The organism is Streptomyces violens, assembly GCF_000717745.1.
In the GTDB taxonomy this organism is placed as follows: domain Bacteria; phylum Actinomycetota; class Actinomycetes; order Streptomycetales; family Streptomycetaceae; genus Streptomyces; species Streptomyces violens.
In genome coordinates this window covers 50860-68277 of record NZ_JOBH01000004.1, presented here as the reverse complement: position 1 = coordinate 68277, position 17418 = coordinate 50860, and the positions used below count along the sequence as shown (strand labels likewise).

16 protein-coding genes are annotated in these 17418 nt (G+C 72.1%); 3 read left to right on the top strand and 13 right to left on the bottom strand.

What is annotated here, in order from left to right:
* Window positions 1-103: 103 nt before the first annotated feature.
* The 3 genes from IF04_RS0109035 to IF04_RS0109025 all read right to left on the bottom strand — a co-directional run bounded on the left by IF04_RS0109035 (window position 104) and on the right by IF04_RS0109025 (window position 3153).
* Window positions 104-1273, bottom strand: a complete 1170-nt coding sequence (locus IF04_RS0109035; protein ID WP_078600041.1) for an MBL fold metallo-hydrolase — start codon at window positions 1271-1273, stop codon at window positions 104-106.
* 190 nt (window positions 1274-1463) lie between these two features.
* The gene (locus IF04_RS0109030; RefSeq protein ID WP_030253294.1) at window positions 1464-2327 is read right to left on the bottom strand and encodes a GNAT family N-acetyltransferase; all 864 of its coding nucleotides are present in this window, start codon (window positions 2325-2327) and stop codon (window positions 1464-1466) included.
* A 43-nt stretch (window positions 2328-2370) separates the two neighbouring features.
* Window positions 2371-3153 (bottom strand): alpha-ketoglutarate-dependent dioxygenase AlkB family protein, encoded by a 783-nt coding sequence (locus IF04_RS0109025; protein ID WP_030253292.1) that lies wholly within the window; start codon window positions 3151-3153, stop codon window positions 2371-2373.
* 304 nt (window positions 3154-3457) lie between these two features.
* Here IF04_RS0109025 and IF04_RS0109020 point away from each other — a divergent pair, with 304 nt between their 5' ends.
* Window positions 3458-4441, top strand: a complete 984-nt coding sequence (locus IF04_RS0109020; protein WP_425428374.1) for a carbohydrate kinase family protein — start codon at window positions 3458-3460, stop codon at window positions 4439-4441.
* A gap of 30 nt (window positions 4442-4471) precedes the next feature.
* Here the strand turns inward: IF04_RS0109020 and IF04_RS0109015 are convergent, their stop codons facing one another.
* From IF04_RS0109015 to IF04_RS0109005, 3 genes are read right to left on the bottom strand one after another with little or no spacing between them, the layout of a single operon-like run.
* Window positions 4472-5359 (bottom strand): SAM-dependent methyltransferase, encoded by an 888-nt coding sequence (locus IF04_RS0109015; RefSeq protein ID WP_051830934.1) that lies wholly within the window; start codon window positions 5357-5359, stop codon window positions 4472-4474.
* Entirely contained in the window at window positions 5356-5634 is a 279-nt protein-coding gene (locus IF04_RS0109010; RefSeq protein ID WP_030253286.1) for a DUF397 domain-containing protein, read from the bottom strand. The genes IF04_RS0109015 and IF04_RS0109010 overlap by 4 nt, the downstream gene beginning before the upstream one ends.
* Window positions 5635-5637: 3 nt before the next feature.
* Entirely contained in the window at window positions 5638-6504 is an 867-nt protein-coding gene (locus IF04_RS0109005) for a helix-turn-helix domain-containing protein (RefSeq protein ID WP_030253284.1), read from the bottom strand.
* A 136-nt stretch (window positions 6505-6640) separates the two neighbouring features.
* Between IF04_RS0109005 and IF04_RS0109000 the strand changes: the two genes are divergently transcribed.
* On the top strand, window positions 6641-7084 hold the full coding sequence (locus IF04_RS0109000; RefSeq protein ID WP_245654342.1) for an ATP-binding protein: 444 nt from the start codon (window positions 6641-6643) through the stop codon (window positions 7082-7084).
* 30 nt (window positions 7085-7114) lie between these two features.
* Here the strand turns inward: IF04_RS0109000 and IF04_RS0108995 are convergent, their stop codons facing one another.
* Window positions 7115-7960: an SGNH/GDSL hydrolase family protein gene (locus tag IF04_RS0108995; RefSeq protein ID WP_051830932.1), complete on the bottom strand. Its 846-nt coding sequence runs from the start codon at window positions 7958-7960 to the stop codon at window positions 7115-7117.
* 298 nt (window positions 7961-8258) lie between these two features.
* On the opposite strand from IF04_RS0108995, the gene IF04_RS0108990 reads away from it, so the two are divergent.
* On the top strand, window positions 8259-9071 hold the full coding sequence (locus IF04_RS0108990; RefSeq protein ID WP_030253277.1) for a tyrosine-protein phosphatase: 813 nt from the start codon (window positions 8259-8261) through the stop codon (window positions 9069-9071).
* Window positions 9072-9138: 67 nt separating this feature from the next.
* On the opposite strand, the gene IF04_RS0108985 is transcribed toward IF04_RS0108990, so the two are convergent.
* From IF04_RS0108985 to shc, 6 genes are all read right to left on the bottom strand, one after another.
* On the bottom strand, window positions 9139-10521 hold the full coding sequence (locus tag IF04_RS0108985; RefSeq protein WP_030253275.1) for an aspartate aminotransferase family protein: 1383 nt from the start codon (window positions 10519-10521) through the stop codon (window positions 9139-9141).
* Entirely contained in the window at window positions 10518-12431 is a 1914-nt protein-coding gene (gene dxs / locus IF04_RS0108980) for a 1-deoxy-D-xylulose-5-phosphate synthase (RefSeq protein ID WP_051830929.1), read from the bottom strand. Before dxs ends, IF04_RS0108985 begins: the two co-directional genes overlap by 4 nt.
* Before the next feature lie 76 nt (window positions 12432-12507).
* The gene (gene ispG / locus IF04_RS0108975) at window positions 12508-13707 is read right to left on the bottom strand and encodes a flavodoxin-dependent (E)-4-hydroxy-3-methylbut-2-enyl-diphosphate synthase (protein WP_078600037.1); all 1200 of its coding nucleotides are present in this window, start codon (window positions 13705-13707) and stop codon (window positions 12508-12510) included.
* 4 nt (window positions 13708-13711) lie between these two features.
* Complete coding sequence (hpnH, locus tag IF04_RS0108970; protein ID WP_030253268.1) at window positions 13712-14737, bottom strand: adenosyl-hopene transferase HpnH; 1026 nt, start codon at window positions 14735-14737, stop codon at window positions 13712-13714.
* 5 nt (window positions 14738-14742) lie between these two features.
* Complete coding sequence (locus tag IF04_RS0108965) at window positions 14743-15387, bottom strand: phosphorylase family protein (RefSeq protein ID WP_030253266.1); 645 nt, start codon at window positions 15385-15387, stop codon at window positions 14743-14745.
* Window positions 15388-17415 carry a squalene--hopene cyclase gene (gene shc, locus IF04_RS0108960; RefSeq protein WP_030253264.1) on the bottom strand — a complete coding sequence of 676 codons (2028 nt, stop codon included), beginning with the start codon at window positions 17413-17415 and terminating at the stop codon, window positions 15388-15390. It lies immediately after the preceding gene.
* Between the last annotated feature and the right edge of the window lie 3 nt (window positions 17416-17418).

Below are 17418 nucleotides of genomic sequence, written 5' to 3'. Positions count from 1 at the left end.
TTACCGTCCCCCGCACGCCAGTGCGAAGCGGTACGAACTGCCGTTCGCTGCCCGGGCGTTCATTCCCGACCGACTCCGTTTCCGGCTCCGCTTCCGCCGCCGCTCACTCCCCGGCGGCCGGCGCGCTCCCCGCTCCGCTCGCCATCGCCGCGGGCCCCTTCGGCGGCCAGGCCGGCCAGCCGTGCACCGGCGGCACCGCGGCGGCCCGCCACCACGGCTCCACGGTCAGCTCGTCGGCGGGCTCGAACGGCTTGCCGGGCACCGGTGCCGCGAGCTTCGCGCCGGCCGCCATGGCCGCCGCTGCCGTGCGCTCCGCCGGCTCCGCCCACGGGTGCGGCGCGAGGTTGAAGGTGCCCCAGTGGATCGGCAGCAGGACGCCCGCGGGGCGGCCGCCGCCGAGGTCGAGGTGGGCGCGCAGGCCCTCTTCGGGCGTCATGTGGATGTCGGGCCAGAACTCCTCGCTGTACGCGCCGATCTGGATCATGGTGAGGTCGAACGGCCCGTGCGCCTTCCCGATCTCCGCGAAGCCGCCGAAGTAGCCCGTGTCGCCGCTGTGGTACACGCGGTGCTCGGGCCCGGCGACCACCCAGGACGCCCACAGCGTGTGCTGCGGGCCGCGCAGCCCGCGCCCGCAGAAGTGCTGGGCCGGGGTGGCGGTCAGCGTCAGCTCGCCCACGTGCGTCGATTCGTGCCAGTCCAGCTCGGTGATCCGATCCGGCGGTACGCCCCAGTACTCCAGGTCGGCGCCGATGCCGAGCGGCACGACGAAGGCGGTGCCGGTGGCGATCAGGCCCTGGATGGTGGGCATGTCGAGGTGGTCGTAGTGGTCGTGCGAGATGACGACGGCGTCGACCGGCGCCAGCTCCGTCAGGGGCAGTGGCACCGGGTGCAGTCGCCGCGGCCCGACCCAGGTGAACGGCGAGCAGCGCTCGCCCCAGACCGGGTCGAACAGCACCCGCTGTCCGTCGATCTCCGCCAGCACGCTCGAATGACCCATCCAGGTGATGCGCAGCCCGGAGGCCGGCGGCCGGGCCCAGTCGGCGGCGGCCGGGTGGTGGACGGGGACCTCGCCCACGGGTGCCCTGCGCAGCCGGCCGTCCCTGTTGAGCTGCGTACGGACCATGGGCAGCGTCGAGCCCTGGAGCAGCTGCCGGGTGACGACCGGGTTGCGGAACTGCCCGTCCACGAACTGCGGGGAGCGGCGGATCCTGGCCAGGCGCTCTCCTGTGGGCACTGCGCCGAATGCGGCGGTGCGCCACGAGCCGGTACTCATGCGCCAAGAGCGGGGAGCGGTCACGACACCTCCAGGTTCGGGACGGTCACAACACCATCACCCTCAACGGGCAACCTCGCGACCGGCCCACGCATTCCGCGTACCGCCGGTCGGGGGACGGCTACCCAGCCGGTCGGCGGGAGAGTCGTGGCGGAGGAGAACAGTCCGGTCCGCCCGGGCACCGAGTGCCTCACTGGGACGGCGTGCCCTGCGGGAAGTCGTAGCGGCGGTGCTCGCCGACGGGCCGGTAGCCGAGCCGCTCGTACAGGGCCGTGCTGGTGCGGTTGGCGGTGTCGGCGAAGAGGAGCACCTGCTCGGCGCCGGTCGCGAGCGCGCCGCGCGTCACCGCGGCCGTGGCGCCTGCCGCGTAGCCGTTGCGGCGCAGCGCGGGCGGTGTGTAGACGGGGCCGACCCTGGCCATGCCGCCGACCGTACGGGTGAGGCCGGCCAGCGACGCCGGGCGCCCGTCGGCCTCCCAGAGCGTGAGCCCGCCGTAGGACAGCCGGTCGTCGACCGCGCGGTCGTGCCCGTCCGGCTCGCCGCCGCTCTCGCGCGCGAACGCGCCCCACCAGTCCACGAGGAGGCCGCGGTCGGCGGCGGTGGCGGCACGGGCGCTGCCGCGCGGCGCCGGGTCCGGCGGGGCCGGCTCCCCCAGGCGGTAGAGCCGCAGGTGCGTACGGAGGAGCGCGGCGCGGCCCGTGCGGCGCTCCCAGGCGGCGGTGAACGCGTCGGCGGCGGGCCGCGCGCCGTTGACCCCGCCGACCGGCAGCGGCCCGGCCGCGAGGGCGTCCAGGAGCTCGGCGGCGGCCCGGTCCGGCATCGGCGAGAGCACCGGTGGGCGGGGCGGGGTCCACAGGAACGCGCCCGTGGTCCGGCCGTCCGGGCCGCGCCACCAGCCGTACCGGGGTGGCTCGTCGCCGTAGGCCGCCGGGCCCGCGGCGGCCAGCGTGGCCGTGACGCCGAGCAGCACCGTGTGCTCGGCTGGGCGGGCGCGCAGAAAGCCGCCCGCGCTGGTCAGGAAGGTGTCGAGGTCGTCCGTCGTCGTCCAGCCCATGGTCCAGCGTGCCGCCGGCTCCGGCGGGCGCGCATCCGGTTTTTCAGGGCCGCGGGGCGGGCCGTTCCAGGGCGCCGACGCGCAGGGTGAGGTTGACGCGGCCCTTCAGGCCGAGTGCCGCGGGAGCGGTGCCGGGTGCGGTGCGGGGTACCCCGTGGTACGCCCACCGGGAGTGGCCGCCGAACACGAAGAGGTCGCCGCTGCGCAGCTCGACGTCGGTCCAGGGCCGGTTCCGGGTCTCGGTGTTGCCGAACCGGAAGACGCAGGTGTCGCCGAGGCTGACGGAGATCACGGGCGCGGCGGAGCGCTCGTCGATGTCCTGGTGCATGCCCATCCGGGCGTCGTCGCCGTAGAAGTTGAGCAGGGCGATGTCGTACGGCGCGTCGGGTGCGTACGGTGCCGCGCCCGCTCCGCTGCCGTACGCGGCCGTCAGCGCCCGGCCGGCGAGCGTGCGGAGCCGTTCGGGGAAGGGCTTCACGGGCGCGCCGTCGCCGTCCACGACGGTACGGGTGTAGGCGTACGGGTAGGAGTGCCGGCCCGGGCAGCCGGGGTTGTGCCGGACCGCACGGCCGCAGTCCGGGCAGCGCGGCACCGCGCTCCAGTGCCAGCCCAGGCAGACCTGCCGGACGGACATCACGCCGCCGCCCGGGGTCCGTCCGGTCCGCAGCCCGGCGGGCTCCCTGGCCCACTCCCGGCACGCCGCCAGCAGCTCCCGCTGCTCCCCCGAGTCCAGCCAGTCCGGCACGTGTACGGCGCCGGGTGCCACCTCCGTCCGCTCGCGCGGGAACACCTCGCGCGGAAACAGTCCGTCCGCTTCGCCCTCCATGTCTCCATCATCCCCCGGGCCGCGCGGCATCGGGTATCGGCCAAGTGACGCCGCGCCCGACGGCCCGCGGAGGCGGGTCCCGCGGGCTGAGCAACACGCGGGGGCGGGCCCGCCGGGCGGACCGCACGGGGCGGGTGCGGCGCGGGGGCTGTCCGGAAAGCGGTGGTGGGGGCAGTGCCGGGCACGTCCCGGCGGGTGACGGGGTAGTGACTTGCCGTTGCGCGGGGTGCATGGCGTCTACACTCCCCGAAGCGACCCCAATGGGCCGTTATCGGTCTCACCAGCCAGGGATTCAAGGACACTTGTGACATTCCAGCAGGGACTCCACCAGGACACCCGGCCGACGCAGCCGTACGACGTGCTGGTCGTCGGCGGATCGGGTGTGGACACGATCGTCCGGGTCGGCGCACTGCCGGTTCCGCAGGCCGACTCCTTCGCCGTACCGCCGATCCGGGAATGGGCCGGGCATACGGGCACGGGCGTCGCGCTCGGCTGTGCGGCGCTCGGGCTGTCCACCGCGTTCGTGGACTTCATCGGTGCGGACCACGAGGGCGAGCTGGTCAGGGAGCGGCTGAAGGGCACCGGCGTCGACTTCGATCCGATGGTCTCCCCGCACGGGACCCGCCGCGCGGTCAACCTCGTCTCCCCCGACGGCCGCCGCACGTCCTTCTACGACGGCCGGGACCCGCTCGATCTGCGGATGCCGCCCGAGCACTACTTCCCGTACCTCCGCCGGACCCGGCACGTGCATCTGTCGATCATGCACTTCGCGCGGTTCCTCTTCGACGACATCGCGGAGCTGGGCGTGCCCGTCTCCACCGATCTGCACGACTGGGACGGGCTGGCCGACCACCACCGGGAGTTCGCGCTCCGCTCGGACCTGGTGTTCCTCAGCGCGGCGGGTGCCGGGGAGCGGATCGGCGCGGTGATGCGGGAGATTCTGCGGGAGGGCCGTGCCGAGGCGGTGATCGCCACGGCGGGCGCGGGCGGCGCGTATCTGCTCACGCCGGACGACTCCACGCCGCGGCACGTCCCCGCGGCCGTGCCGGCGGCGCCGGTGGTGGACAGCAACGGCGCGGGCGACGCCTTCGTGTGCGGCTTCCTGCACGGTCGGCTGGCCGGGCACGAGCTGGAGGAGTGCGCCCGGCTGGGCACGCTCGCGGGTGCGCACGCCTGTACGTCGGAGGGCACGCACACCGCGCTCATCACGGCGGAGGAGCTGCTCGCGGCAGCGGCGGAAGAGGAGGAGCCCGCCGCTGAGCTGCGGGCCCCTTCGCTCACCCCGTGAGCCTCACGCCGTGAGCCTCACCCGTGAGCTTCACTCCTTGATGCCCACCCCGCCGTAGAAGATCGTGTTGTTGATCTCTTCGGCGGTGGGCACGGGGCCGTCCGGGCGCCACAGCGGGACCCGGACGACGCCCGGCTCCTGGAGCCGGAACGGGCCGAAGAGCCGCTGGACTTCGGCCCTGTCGCGGAGGTTGAGCGTGGCGGTGGCGTTCTTGTAGACGTTCAGGACGCCGTCCCGCGCCACCTCGTCCGTGCGGCCCTCCGCGTACTCCTCGTACGGCTCGCCCGTGGCATGGGAGAGGATCAGCCGGCTCCCGGCGGGCAGCGCGTCGGCGAGCGCCGCGACCACCCCGGCCGGGTCCTCGTCGTCGCGTACGAAGTGCAGTACGGCGACGAGCAGCACCGCCACTGGCTGCGCCAGATCGATCAGCGAGCGGACCGCCGGGTCGGCGAGCAGCGTCTTCGGGTCTCGGACGTCGCCGAGGACGAAGCCGGTGCCCGGTGCGTTGGTGAGCCGGGCGCCCGCGTGGGTCGCAACGATCGGGTCGTTGTCGGCATAGACCACCCGCGCGTCCGGCCTCTCCTCGCGCGCCACCTCATGGGTGTTGGGCGAGGTGGGGATGCCGGTGCCGAGGTCGAGGAACTGCCGGATGCCGGCGGCTGCCGCGTCCCGGACGGCGCGCTGCATGAAGGCGCGGTTGGCGCGGGCGCTGTCGCGGACCTGCGGGTGGGCGCGGATCACCTCGTCGGCGGCCTCGCGGTCGATCGCGTAGTTGTCCCAGCCGCCGAGGTAGTAGTCGTACATCCGCGCGGGATGCGGCCTGCTGGTGTCGATCTCGTCCGCCGTGAAGCCCCGCTCCGCCGGCAGACTGTGGTCCGCGAGCGGGCTGTGCTCCGCCGGGAAGGTCTGATCGCTCATGCGCTCCTCCGGTCCCCGCACACGCAGGGCACCCCGTGCAGCAGGAAGTCCGCCTCGCCGGCCTTCGCGCCCCGGATGAAGCTCTCGATCTCGCCGTGGGTGTAGATCAGTGCCGGGCCGTTGGGGTCGGTGGACTGGCGCAGCGCCACGCGGCCGTCCTTGAGTCTCATCGCCTCGACGCACTCGCCGCCGTTGCCGCCGCTCCACGGCTTGTGCCAGCCCTCGCTGCCCAGCTCGCTGGCGGGCATGCCGTTGTAGATGCGTATGCGATCCATGGTTCAGATCTCCTTGCGAAAGCCACTCAGAAGGGCTGCGGTGCGGTGTGCGGGCGCGGCCTGCGCGCACATCCGGTCCAGCGCTTCCAGGAACTGCGAGACATCGCCGCGCTGGTCGAAGTACACGGCGCCGACCAGGCTCTCCGCGTACGCGATGTCGGGCAGCTCCGGGATCGGGAACCGGAAGATGTGGAACGGCCCGTACATGGCGGGGTGCGGGCCGGTGGCGAAGGGGATGATCTGCAGCCGTACGTTGGGCAGTTCGGTGGCCTCGATCAGCCGGTCGAGCTGCTCGCGCATGACGCCGGCGCCGCCGACCGGGCGGCGCAGCACCGTCTCGTCCAGCACGGCCCACAGCATGGGCGCGTTGTCGCGGCGGAGCAGCGACTGGCGTTCCATGCGCAGGGCGACGGAGCGGTCGATCTCCTCGGGGGCGGCGTGCGGCATGCCGGCGCGCAGCACGGCGCGCGCGTAGCCCTCGGTCTGCAGCAGGCCGGGTACGTAGTGCGGCTGGTAGGCGCGGATGAGGTTGGCGGCGCTCTCCAGGCTGACGTACGCACTGAACCAGTCGGGCAGTACGTCGCGGAAACGGTGCCACCAGCCAGGGCGGTTGGCCTCCCGAGCGAGTGCGACGAACGTCTCGCTCTCCTCGGCGTCGGTGACACCGTAGGTGGCGAGCAGCTTCTCCACGTACGGGATCTTCAGCCCGACCTCGGCCTTCTCCATGCGGCGTACGGTCGCGTGCGTGACGTCCAGTGCCTCTGCGGCCTGTTCGAAGGAGAGTCCGGCCTTCTCTCGAAGGTCCTGCAGCCTCTTGCCGAGGACTACCCGCAGGACGGTCGGCGCCCCGCCCGACCGTGCGTCCACCACTTGTGATCTCCTCCAACTGAGTTACGTGCTCAGCAGTGTGTCATGCCATCAGAAGCGCCAACAGACTGTCACGACGATTCTGCAATTTACAGGTTGGTCCTTGCCAAGCTTGTTCAACATCGCACATAGTTACGGTGTGCCTTCCTCCCACAACGCGGAATCGTTAAGGGGATGCGGCGGCGTCGCCGTCCAACTCCTCAGCGACGCCTTCCATTTGCCGGCGCTGCGCACCTCCGTTCCGGAGGCCCGCCGAAGAGTCACCACCGCGCTGCGGACATGGGGCGTCACCGAGCAGTTGCGCGACGACGCCGAGCTGGTGGTCTCGGAGCTCTTCACCAATGCGGTGCGGCACACCGACAGCGAGCGGGTCTCCTGCGAACTGACCCTCGACGGCGCGCGGCTGCGCGTGGCGGTCACCGACCAGGGGCACAGCGACTCCCGGCCGCAGGCCCAGCCGCGCAGCACGGACCGGGAGTGCGGGCGCGGCCTGCTGCTGGTCGGCGCGGTGTCGGAGGACTGGGGCGTACGGCCCGCCGACACCGGCCGGGGCCGGGTCGTGTGGGCGGACCTCGCGTGCTAGTGGGCGTTGGGCACTAGGGGATCTCGCGTACTAGCGGATCGATGCGGCCGCCTCGGCGAGCGCGGCCGCGTCGGCCTCCAGCAGCGCCAGCTCGGGCCGCTTCGCCGTGACGTGGTCGCCCGAGGACTCGCCGCGCAGCCGCCGCCCGATCCACGGCACGAGGTGTTCGCGCGCCCAGTGGATGGTCTCGCGACGGGCGTCGGCCGCGGTACGCGCGGCCTCCGGCGGCCAGGGCTGGTCCGGCTCGGCCGGCACGTCCAGGCCGAGCACCTGCCCCGCACGGAGCGCCACCCGGGTGTGCCCGTCGGGCGAGAGGTGCAGCCGGTCGTCGCTCCAGGCGCGGCGGTCCTGCACGGACTTCAGCGACCACAGGTCCAGGACCGGGCAGCCGTACTGGTCGGCGATGGCCCGCACATGGGCGGTGTACGTGGCGATCTTGCCCCGCAGGTGCCTGAGCACGGGGATGTCACGGGTGTCGAAGCCGGTGCACAGCAGGACCGTGCCGACCGACTCCTTGAGGTCGGCGACGGCGGCGGCGTAGCGCTCGGCGACGGCGTCCGGGTCGGAGCCGGGCCGGAGGATGTCATTACCGCCGGCACAGAAGGTCACCAGGTCCGGGCCCAGCTCCTTGGCGCGCGGCACCTGCTCGGCGACGATCTGGTCCAGGAGCCGGCCCCGCACGGCGAGGTTGGCGTACCGGAAGTCGTGCTCCGGGCGGCGGTCGGAGAGCAGGACCGCGAGCCGGTCCGCCCAGCCGATGAACGTGCCGTCCGGACCGGGGTCGCCGACGCCCTCGGTGAAGCTGTCCCCGATGGCCGCGTACGACCCGAACGGGCCACTTTCCCTGCTGCTTATCTTCTTCGAATCCTCTGCCACGTCAGGACATACTTCACCTTCAGGAGTGACCTACGCCACCGTAACCATGGGTTGACGGCAGGTGATGATTGCCACTCAGTCAAATTCTGCCCAAGTCGGAATACGAGTGGACACCAGCCCCACGCCGAGACGGACGTCGAGCGACGGCAGCGCGGGCCGATACCGACCGCATCCCGACCGCGTACGGTCACGATCAGTGGCCGGACGAGCTAGTTGCCTATTGCACCAGTGCCGTATGGTCGAATCAGCCCGCTCGCCGACGAGCAGCGTCGGCGGCCGACGTAAAAGGAGCGCGCCCGTGACGACGCAGCAGCCGCCCCAGGTCCGGTCGACCGAGCCCCTGCTCACCGAGGTGCGCAACTTCCGGGACGTCGGCGGGCTGCCGACGGTCGACGGGCGGCGGGTGCGGCAGGGCCGGCTCTTCCGCAGCGGTCACCTGGCACACGCGACGGAGGCGGACGCCGCCTTCCTCGGCACCCTCGGCCTGCACACCATCTTCGACTTCCGCAACGCCGCCGACATCAAGCTCGAGGGCCCCGACGTCACGCTGCCCGGCGTGCGGCACGTCAACATCCCGCTCACCGACCCGGCCGACGGCGCGGAGTTCTGGGCGATGGTGCGCGACGGCGAGCTGGACCAGCTGCGCGCGGCGCTGGGCGACGGGCAGGCGGCGGGCCGGATGGCGCGCACGTACCGGCACATCGTCTCGACCCGCACCGCCGACCACAGCCGGATACTGCACTCCATAGCCGAGGAGAGCGTGCCGGCGCTGATGCACTGCGCGGCCGGCAAGGACCGCGCGGGCCTGTCGATCGCGATCACGCTGCTCGCGGTGGGCGTGGAGCGGGAGGCCATCGAGGCGGACTATCTGGAGTCCAACGACCCGCGCCGCCGCTACAAGGTGCGCCGCTCCAACCGCTCGGCGGCCGGCATGTCCGAAGAGGTCATGGCGCTGCTCGCACCCCTCTTCGACGCCCGCGCCGAGTACCTGCACGCGGCCTTCGACACCATCGAGTCCACCTGGGGCTCGACGGAGACCTACCTCACCGAGGGCCTGAAGCTCACCCCGGAGACCCGCGGCCGACTGCGGGAACGGCTGCTGGAGGACTGAGGCCCCGGCACGGCGGCGGCCCCCGTACCGTCAAGTGACGGGCCGGGGGCCGCCGCCGTATCCGCCCTCAGCGGTTCGCCATCGCCTGCTTCACCAGCGTCCGCCCGAAGTCCCAGATCAGGCCGCCGCCCGCGTGGGCGTCGTCCATGACGGCCGTGAACGCCTCGACGAAGCGGTCCACCTCCGGCTCGCCGATGATCAGCGGCGGGATCAGCTTGATGACCTCCAGGTGGTCGCCGGAGACCTGGGTGAGGATGCGGTGCCGCTGGAGCAGCGGCACCACCACCATCTGCGCGAAGAGCCCCTTGCGTGCCGCCTGGAGCATCGTCCAGCGGCTCCGCAGACCCAGCGACTTCGGCCGGCCGAACTCGATCCCGATCATCAGGCCGCGGCCCCGCACGTCGTGCAGCAGCTCGTACTTCGGGATCAGCTCGGTCAGGCGGGTGCGCAGCAGGTCGCCCGTGGAGCGCACGCCGGCGACGATTCCCTCGTCCTCCATGACGGTGAGGACCGCGAGGCCCGCCGCCATCGCCTGGGCGTTGGAGCCGAAGCTGGCGGAGTGCACCAGGACCCGGTCCATCGAGGAGTAGATCTTCTTGAAGACCGACTCCTTGCCGAGTGTCGCGCCGACCGGCACATAGCCGCCGGACAGCGCCTTGGCCACGCAGACCAGGTCCGGCTCGACGCCGGGCTCGTGCTGGTACGCGAAGAAGTCGCCGGTGCGGCCGAGGCCGGTCTGCACCTCGTCGGCGATGAGCAGCGCCTTGTGCTTGTGCAGCAGCTCCTGTGCCGCGAGGAGGAAGCCGGGCGGAGTGGGGTGGACGCCCTTGCCCTGGATCGGCTCCACGACGAAGGCCGCCACGTCGCCGCGCTTCAGCTCCCGCTCCAGCGCGTCCAGGTCGCCCATCTCGATCGCGGTGTCCGGCAGCAGCGGCGCGAAGCCGTCGCGGAAGCCGGCCTCGCCGTTGACCGAGAGCGAGCCCGTGGTCAGGCCGTGGAAGGCGTGCGTGCAGTACAGGATGCGCGGGCGCCCCGTCGCGTACCGGGCGAACTTCAGGGCCGTCTCGACGGCCTCGGTACCGCTGTTCCCGAAGAAGACCCGGTCCAGGTGCGGCGCGTACCGGAGCAGCTTCTCGGCGAGCAGGCCCGGCAGCGGCGGGCAGTCGAAGCGGGTGAGGTCGGCCAGCCCGGCGTCCAGTACGTCGTGCAGCGCCTGCCGGACCACGGGGTGGTGCCGGCCGAGGCCCATCACGCCGAACCCGGCGAGCATGTCCAGGTAGTCCTGCCCCTGGTCATCCCAGAAGTACGCGCCCTCGGCCCGCTCGTAGACCTTGTCGAAGCCGATGGTGTGCAGCATCCGCGGCAGCTGGTGGTTCAGGTACTTGGCGTGCAGGTCGTAGCGTTCGGCGCCGCGCTCGGCGAGCAGCTTGGTGAGGTCGAATCCGGTCATGCGGTGTTGTTCTCCTTGACGGCCGCGACGGCCGCCGCGCGGTCGTCCGTACGGGGCAGGCTCTCGGCGATGCGTCCCGCGATCTCCGCCGGGGTCAGCCCGATGTCGGCCAGCACCTCGCCCCGCTTGGCGTGCGCGAGGAACTGTTCGGGGATGCCGAAGGTGCGCAGCGGCAGATCGACGTCGGCATCGCGCAGCGCCTGGCCGACCGCGGCGCCGACGCCGCCGGTGCGGCTGCTGTCCTCCACTACGGCCACCGCGGCGTGCCGTGCGGCCAGCCGTGGGATCTCCGGGTCGACCGGCTTGACCCAGCGGGGGTCGATCACCGTGGCGCCGATGCCGCGCGCTTCGAGGAGGGCCGCCGCCTCCAGGCAGACCGGCGCCATCACGCCGACCGCGACCAGCAGCACGTCCTCCCCGTCGCCGCGCGCGAGGACATCCACTCCCCCGATCCGCTCCAGTGCGGGGATCGGGTCGCCGACGGACTCCTTGGGGTAGCGCACGACGGTCGGCGCGTCGTCGACGTCGACGGCCTCGCGCAGCTCGGCGCGGAGCTGGTCGGCGTCACGTGGGGCGGCGATCCGCAGGCCCGGTACGACCTGGAGGATCGACATGTCCCACATGCCGTTGTGGCTGGGCCCGTCGGTGCCGGTGACGCCGGCCCGGTCCAGTACGAAGGTGACCCCGCACTTGTGCAGCGCGACGTCCATCAGGATCTGGTCGAAGGCGCGGTTGAGGAAGGTGGCGTAGACCGCGAAGACCGGGTGCAGGCCGCCCGTGGCGAGCCCGGCCGCCGAGACCGCGGCGTGCTGTTCGGCGATGCCCACGTCCCAGACCCGGTCCGGGTACGCGGCGGCGAACTTGCCCAGCCCCACGGGCTGCAGCATCGCCGCGGTGAGGGCCACCACGTCCGGCCGCTCGGCGCCGATGCGGACCATCTCGTCGCCGAAGACGGAGGTCCAGGACGGCGGACCGGGCGGCGCGACCGGCGCGCACGTGAGCGGGTCCATCACGCCGACGGTATGAAAGCGGTCGGCCTCGTCCTCCAGGGCCGGCTGGTAGCCGCGCCCCTTCTCGGTGAGGCAGTGCACCAGTACGGGGCCGTGGAAGCGGGCGGCGCGGCGCAGCGCGGACTCCACGGCCTCGATGTCGTGGCCGTCGATCGGGCCGACGTACTTCAGGCCCAGGTCCTCGAACATGCCCTGGGGCGCGAAGGCGTCCTTGAAGCCCTTCTTCGCGCCGTGCAGCGACTCGTAGAGCGGCCGGCCGACGACCGGCGTGCGGTTCAGTACGTCCTTGCCCCAGGACAGGAAGCGTTCGTAGCCGTCGGTGGTGCGGAGCGTGGCGAGGTGGTCGGCGAGGCCGCCGATGGTGGGCGCGTAGGAGCGCTCGTTGTCGTTGACGACGATGATCAGCGGCCGGTCCTCGGCCGCGATGTTGTTGAGCGCCTCCCAGGCCATGCCGCCGGTGAGCGCGCCGTCTCCGGTGACCGCGACGACGTGGTCGCGCTTCCCCAGTACCTGGTTTGCCTTGGCCAGCCCGTCGGCCCAGCCGAGCACGGTGGAGGCGTGGCTGTTCTCGATGACGTCGTGAACGGATTCCTCGCGCGAGGGGTACCCGGACAGGCCACCCTTGCCGCGGAGCTTGGAGAAGTCCTGCCGACCGGTCAGGAGCTTGTGGACGTACGACTGGTGCCCGGTGTCCCACAGGATGCGGTCGGCGGGCGAGTCGAACACCCGGTGCAGGGCGATGGTCAGCTCGACCACGCCCAGGTTGGGTCCGAGGTGGCCGCCGGTGCGGGCGACCGCCTGGATGAGGAACTGGCGGATCTCCGCGGCCAGTTGACCGAGGCGGTCCGCCGGCACCTCCTTGAGGTCCTGCGGTTCCCGGATGTGTTCGAGCATCGACATGCTGGGTCCCCCTCCTCTTTTGTACTTGCCGACGGAGCCGCCGGGTCGTCGGCCGGCGGCGGCGCCGGGGGTCGGTTCAGCCGACGGTGACGTTCGGGGCGCCCGTCGCCGCTCCCTCGGCTGCCATGCGTTCGGCGATCTTCATGGCTTCCTCGATGAGGGTCTCCACGATCTTCGACTCCGGCACGGTCTTGATGACCTCGCCCTTCACGAAGATCTGCCCCTTGCCGTTGCCGGAGGCGACGCCGAGATCGGCCTCGCGGGCCTCACCGGGGCCGTTGACCACACAGCCCATCACCGCGACACGGAGCGGCACCTCCATGCCGTCCAGCCCGGCGGTGACCTCCTCGGCCAGCTTGTACACATCCACCTGCGCCCGCCCGCACGACGGGCACGAGACGATCTCCAGCCGGCGCTGCCGCAGGTTCAGCGACTCCAGGATGGAGATACCGACCTTGACCTCCTCGGCGGGCGGGGCGGAGAGGGAGACCCGGATGGTGTCGCCGATCCCCTCGCTCAGCAGCGCGCCGAAGGCGACCGCGGACTTGATCGTGCCCTGGAAAGCCGGACCCGCCTCGGTCACACCCAGGTGCAGCGGATAGTCGCACTGCGCGGCCAGCTGCCGGTAGGCGTTGACCATCACGACCGGGTCGTTGTGCTTGACGGAGATCTTGATGTCGCGGAAGCCGTGCTCCTCGAAGAGCGATGCCTCCCACAGGGCCGACTCCACCAGCGCCTCGGGCGTGGCCTTGCCGTACTTCTGCAGCAGACGGCGGTCCAGCGACCCGGCGTTCACGCCGATGCGGATCGGAGTGCCGGCGTCGTTGGCCGCCTTGGCGATCTCCTTGACCTTGTCGTCGAACTGCTTGATGTTGCCCGGATTCACCCGCACCGCCGCACAGCCCGCGTCGATCGCCGCGAAGACGTACTTCGGCTGGAAGTGGATGTCCGCGATCACCGGGATCTGCGACTTCTTCGCGATCACCGGCAGCGCGTCCGCGTCGTCCTGCGTCGGGCAGGCCACGCGGACGATCTGACAGCCGGACGCCGTCAGCTCCGCGATCTGCTGCAGCGTCGCCCCGATGTCGGCCGTACGCGTCGTCGTCATCGACTGTACGGAGACGGGCGCTCCCCCGCCCACGGCCACCGGCCCGACCTGGATCCGGCGCGAGACGCGCCGGATGGCCAGGGGCCGGGCCGGGACCTCGGGGAGCCCCAGCGCTGTGCTTGTCCGGGGGACAACCCCCGGACCCCCGGGAGGCTCACCAATGGTCATGACGTCACCCGTGGCTTCCGGCGACGGTCTCGCGGGCGGCGCGCAGCGACTCCTTCAGGGAGCCCATGGTCGCCAGGACGGCGGTCGGCTCGTAGCCGCAGTGCGCCATGCAGTTGGCGCAGCGCGGGTCCTTGCCGCGGCCGTACTTGTCCCAGTCGGTCTCCTCGATCAGCTCCCGGTACGTGGGGACGTACCCGTCGCTCATCAGGTAGCAGGGGCGCTGCCAGCCGAACAGGGAGTAGTTCGGGATCGCCCAGGCGGTGCAGGGGAAGTCCGCCTTGCCCTCCAGGAAGTCCAGGAAGAGCGGGCTGTGGTTGAGCCGCCAGCGGCGCCGGTTGCCGCCCGCGAATGCCTTCTTGAACAGCTCCCTGGTCTGCTCGACGCCGAGGAAGTGCTCCTGGTCCGGGGCCTTCTCGTAGGCGTAGGCGGGCGACAGCATCATCTCGTCGACCTTGAGGTCGTCGTTGAGGAAGTTGAGCACCTCGATGATGGTCTGCGGGGTGTCGGTGTTGAAGAAGGTGGAGTTCGTGGTGACCCGGAAGCCGCGGCGCTTGGCTTCCTTGATGGCCTCCACGGCCTCGTCGAAGACGCCTTCCTTGGCCACGGACTCGTCGTGCCGCTCGCGCATCCCGTCGATGTGCACCGCGAAGGCGAAGTACGGCGACGGGGTGAACTTGTCCATCTTCTTGCGCAGCAGCATGGCGTTGGTGCACAGGAAGACGTACTTCTTCTTGGCGACCAGCTGGCGCACGATCTCGTCGATCTGAGGGTGCATCAGGGGCTCGCCGCCCGCGATGGAGACCATCGGGGCGCCGGATTCCAGTACGGCACCGACCGCCTGGGCGACCGGCATCCGCTGCTTCAGCACCCCGGCCGGGTGCTGGATCTTTCCACAGCCCTCGCATGCGAGGTTGCACGCGTAAAGCGGCTCCAGCTCGACGATGAGCGGGAACTTCGCACGCCGCCGGAGCATTTTCTGTTCAAAGAGATAGGTCCCGACCCTGATGGTCTGACGGAGCGGCATGGCCATCTGGCTCACCTCCTGGGGAGCAGCAAAGAACGGTGCCATTCAAAGAAAACGGGAAGGACGGCACACAAGACACGGAAGGCCGATATTCCCCCGCGTATCGTGCCAATACGAACGAGTTCGTGCTCTGGAGCGTCCACGACCACTCGGACGGCCGCAATGGGGCGGGGCCCGGCCCGCAGCGCGCTGCCGAGCGTCGCGGCGGACTCCATGTCCACCGCGACCGCTCCTGCGGCGTGCAGCGCGGTCCGCTCGGCGCCGCGCACGACGTGGTCGCTGCCGAGCAGCAGCCCGGAGTGCACGGTCAGGCCGCGCTCCTTCAGGGCCGCGACCAGCGGCGCGTTGTCGCGGCAGACGGCCTCGGGGCGGTCCGGGTGGTGCTCGCGGGTGGCTTCCGCGACGACCACGTCACCGGGGCGCATGCCCGGCGCGAGCCCGGCACAGAAGCCGCTGGCGACGACGGGCGAGGCCGCGGTGGGCGAGCCGGCGCCGAGCGCGGCGCCGATGGCCCGCTCCGCGGCCTGCGGGCCCATGCCCGTGCGGAGTACCGTGCCGGCCGGGCCGCCGCGCAGCGCGAGGCGCTCGATGCCGAGCGCGCAGGCGACCAGCAGCGGGGGCGGCGGGCCCGGGGACGGGCCGTCCGAGTCGGTCATCTAGGACCTCACGGCCGCTCCGGCCGGACCGCCGCCCAGATAGCGGCCCAGGGCCGTGAGCGGGAAGACCTGCCGGTAGAGGTGGTAGTTGATCGAGAAGTCCCAGGGGAAGCCGGTACCGGTGAAGTACGGCTCGTCCCAGGAGCCGTCGGGGCGCTGCGTGGCGGCCAGCCACTGCACGCCGCGCTCCACGGCCTTGCTGTCCCGCTCGCCGGCCGCGAGCAGCGCCATCAGCGCCCAGCCGGTCTGCGAGGCGGTCGAGGCGCCGCGCCCGATCCAGTCGCGGTCCTTGTAGGAGCGCTGGTCCTCGCCCCAGCCGCCGTCGTCGTTCTGCACGCTCTCCAGCCAGGCGACCGCGCGGCGGATCGCGGGGTGCGAGGCGGGGATGCCGGCCGCGACGAGCGCGGGCAGTACGGAGCCGGTGCCGTAGACGTAGTTGGTGCCCCAGCGGCCGAACCACGCGCCGGTCGGGTCCTGCTCGGCCAGCAGCCATTCGATGCCGCGCCGGATGCGCGGGTCGTGGGTGCTGCCGACGTCCGCCGCCATCTCCACGACGTGCGCGGTGACGTCGGCCGACGGCGGGTCGATGACCTCGCCGAAGTCGCAGAAGGGCAGCCGGTCGGGGAAGGGGCTGGTGTTGTCGGCGTCGAAGGCGCCCCAGGCCCCGTTGCGGGACTGCATGCCGAGGTTCCAGCGCACGGCGCGGCGCACGGCGTCCTCGACGCGCTGCGGGTCCGGGTGCTCGACCCGGCGCAACGCGAGGACGACCTCGGCGGTGTCGTCGATGTCCGGGTAGTTGTCGTTCTCGAACTCGAAGGCCCAGCCGCCGGAGGGCAGCGTCGGCCGACGCACCGCCCAGTCGCCGGGCCGGTCGATCTGCTCGTCCAGCATCCAGTCCGCGGCCTTGACGAGCTGCGGGTGGTCGCGGGGCAGGCCCGCGTCGGCGAGCGCGATGGTGGCGAGGCAGGTGTCCCAGACCGGGGACTGGCAGGCCTCGATCATGCGGACGGGAGCACCGTGACCGTCCTCGCGCCAGACGGCGAAGCGGTCCAGGGAGGCCAGGCCCTCGCGGAGCACGGGGTGGTCCAGGTCGTAGCCGAGCAGATGCAGGGCGATGACCGAGTACACCGCGGGTGGCTGGATGCCGCCCCAGCAGCCGTCGTTCTCCTGCCGCTCGATGATCCAGCGTGCCGCGGTGCGCATGGCGCTGCGGCGCAGCCGGCGCGGCGCGACCTTGCGGTAGACGTGCAGCGCCGCATCCAGGCGCTGGAAGACGCCGTCCCAGGTGGTGACGGGGGCGAGCGGCCGCGGCGGGTTCGGGTTCCGCGGGTCGGTGTGCAGCTCGTCGAGGGCGAACGGCGCGGGGCGTACGGGCCGGTGGGCCGAGACGATCGTCAGCGGGACGATGGTCTGCCGGGCCCAGCAGCCGAAGTCGTAGATGTTGAGCGGGAACCACTTCGGAAGGGCGATGAGCTCCGGGGGCAGGTCCGGCAGGTCCGCCCACTTCCACCAGCCGAAGAGGGCCAGCCAGATGCGGGTGAAGACGCGGGAGGCGGCGATGCCGCCCTGCGCACGGATCCAGGCGGACGCCCTGGCCATGTGCGGCTCGTCGGGCCGGTCGCCGGCCAGGCGGAGGGCGACATAGCCCTCGATGGTGGTGGAGAGCTCGCCGGGGCCGCCGTAGAAGCTGGCCCACGTACCGTCGTCGCGCTGCTCTCCGCGTACGAAACGGGCGGCGGCCTCGGTGGTCTTCGGGTCGCTGATGCCCAGGAACTGGCGGAGCATCAGGTCCTCGGCGTCCATCGTCACATTGGTGTCGAGGTCGCCCTTCCACCAGCCGGCGGGGTCCTGGAGGGAGAGGAGGTAATCGGTGGCCCGGGCGGTCGCCTGCCGCGCCGCGCCCGTCAGGTCGTCGGGCGCCGGGGGCGGGGTCGCGGGCCTCTGGTCGGTGGTCTCAGCGGTGGCATCGCTGGCCGCGGGTGCCCGGGACGGCAGTGCCCCGGTGCTTCCGTCGGTCGTCGCTGTCATGGC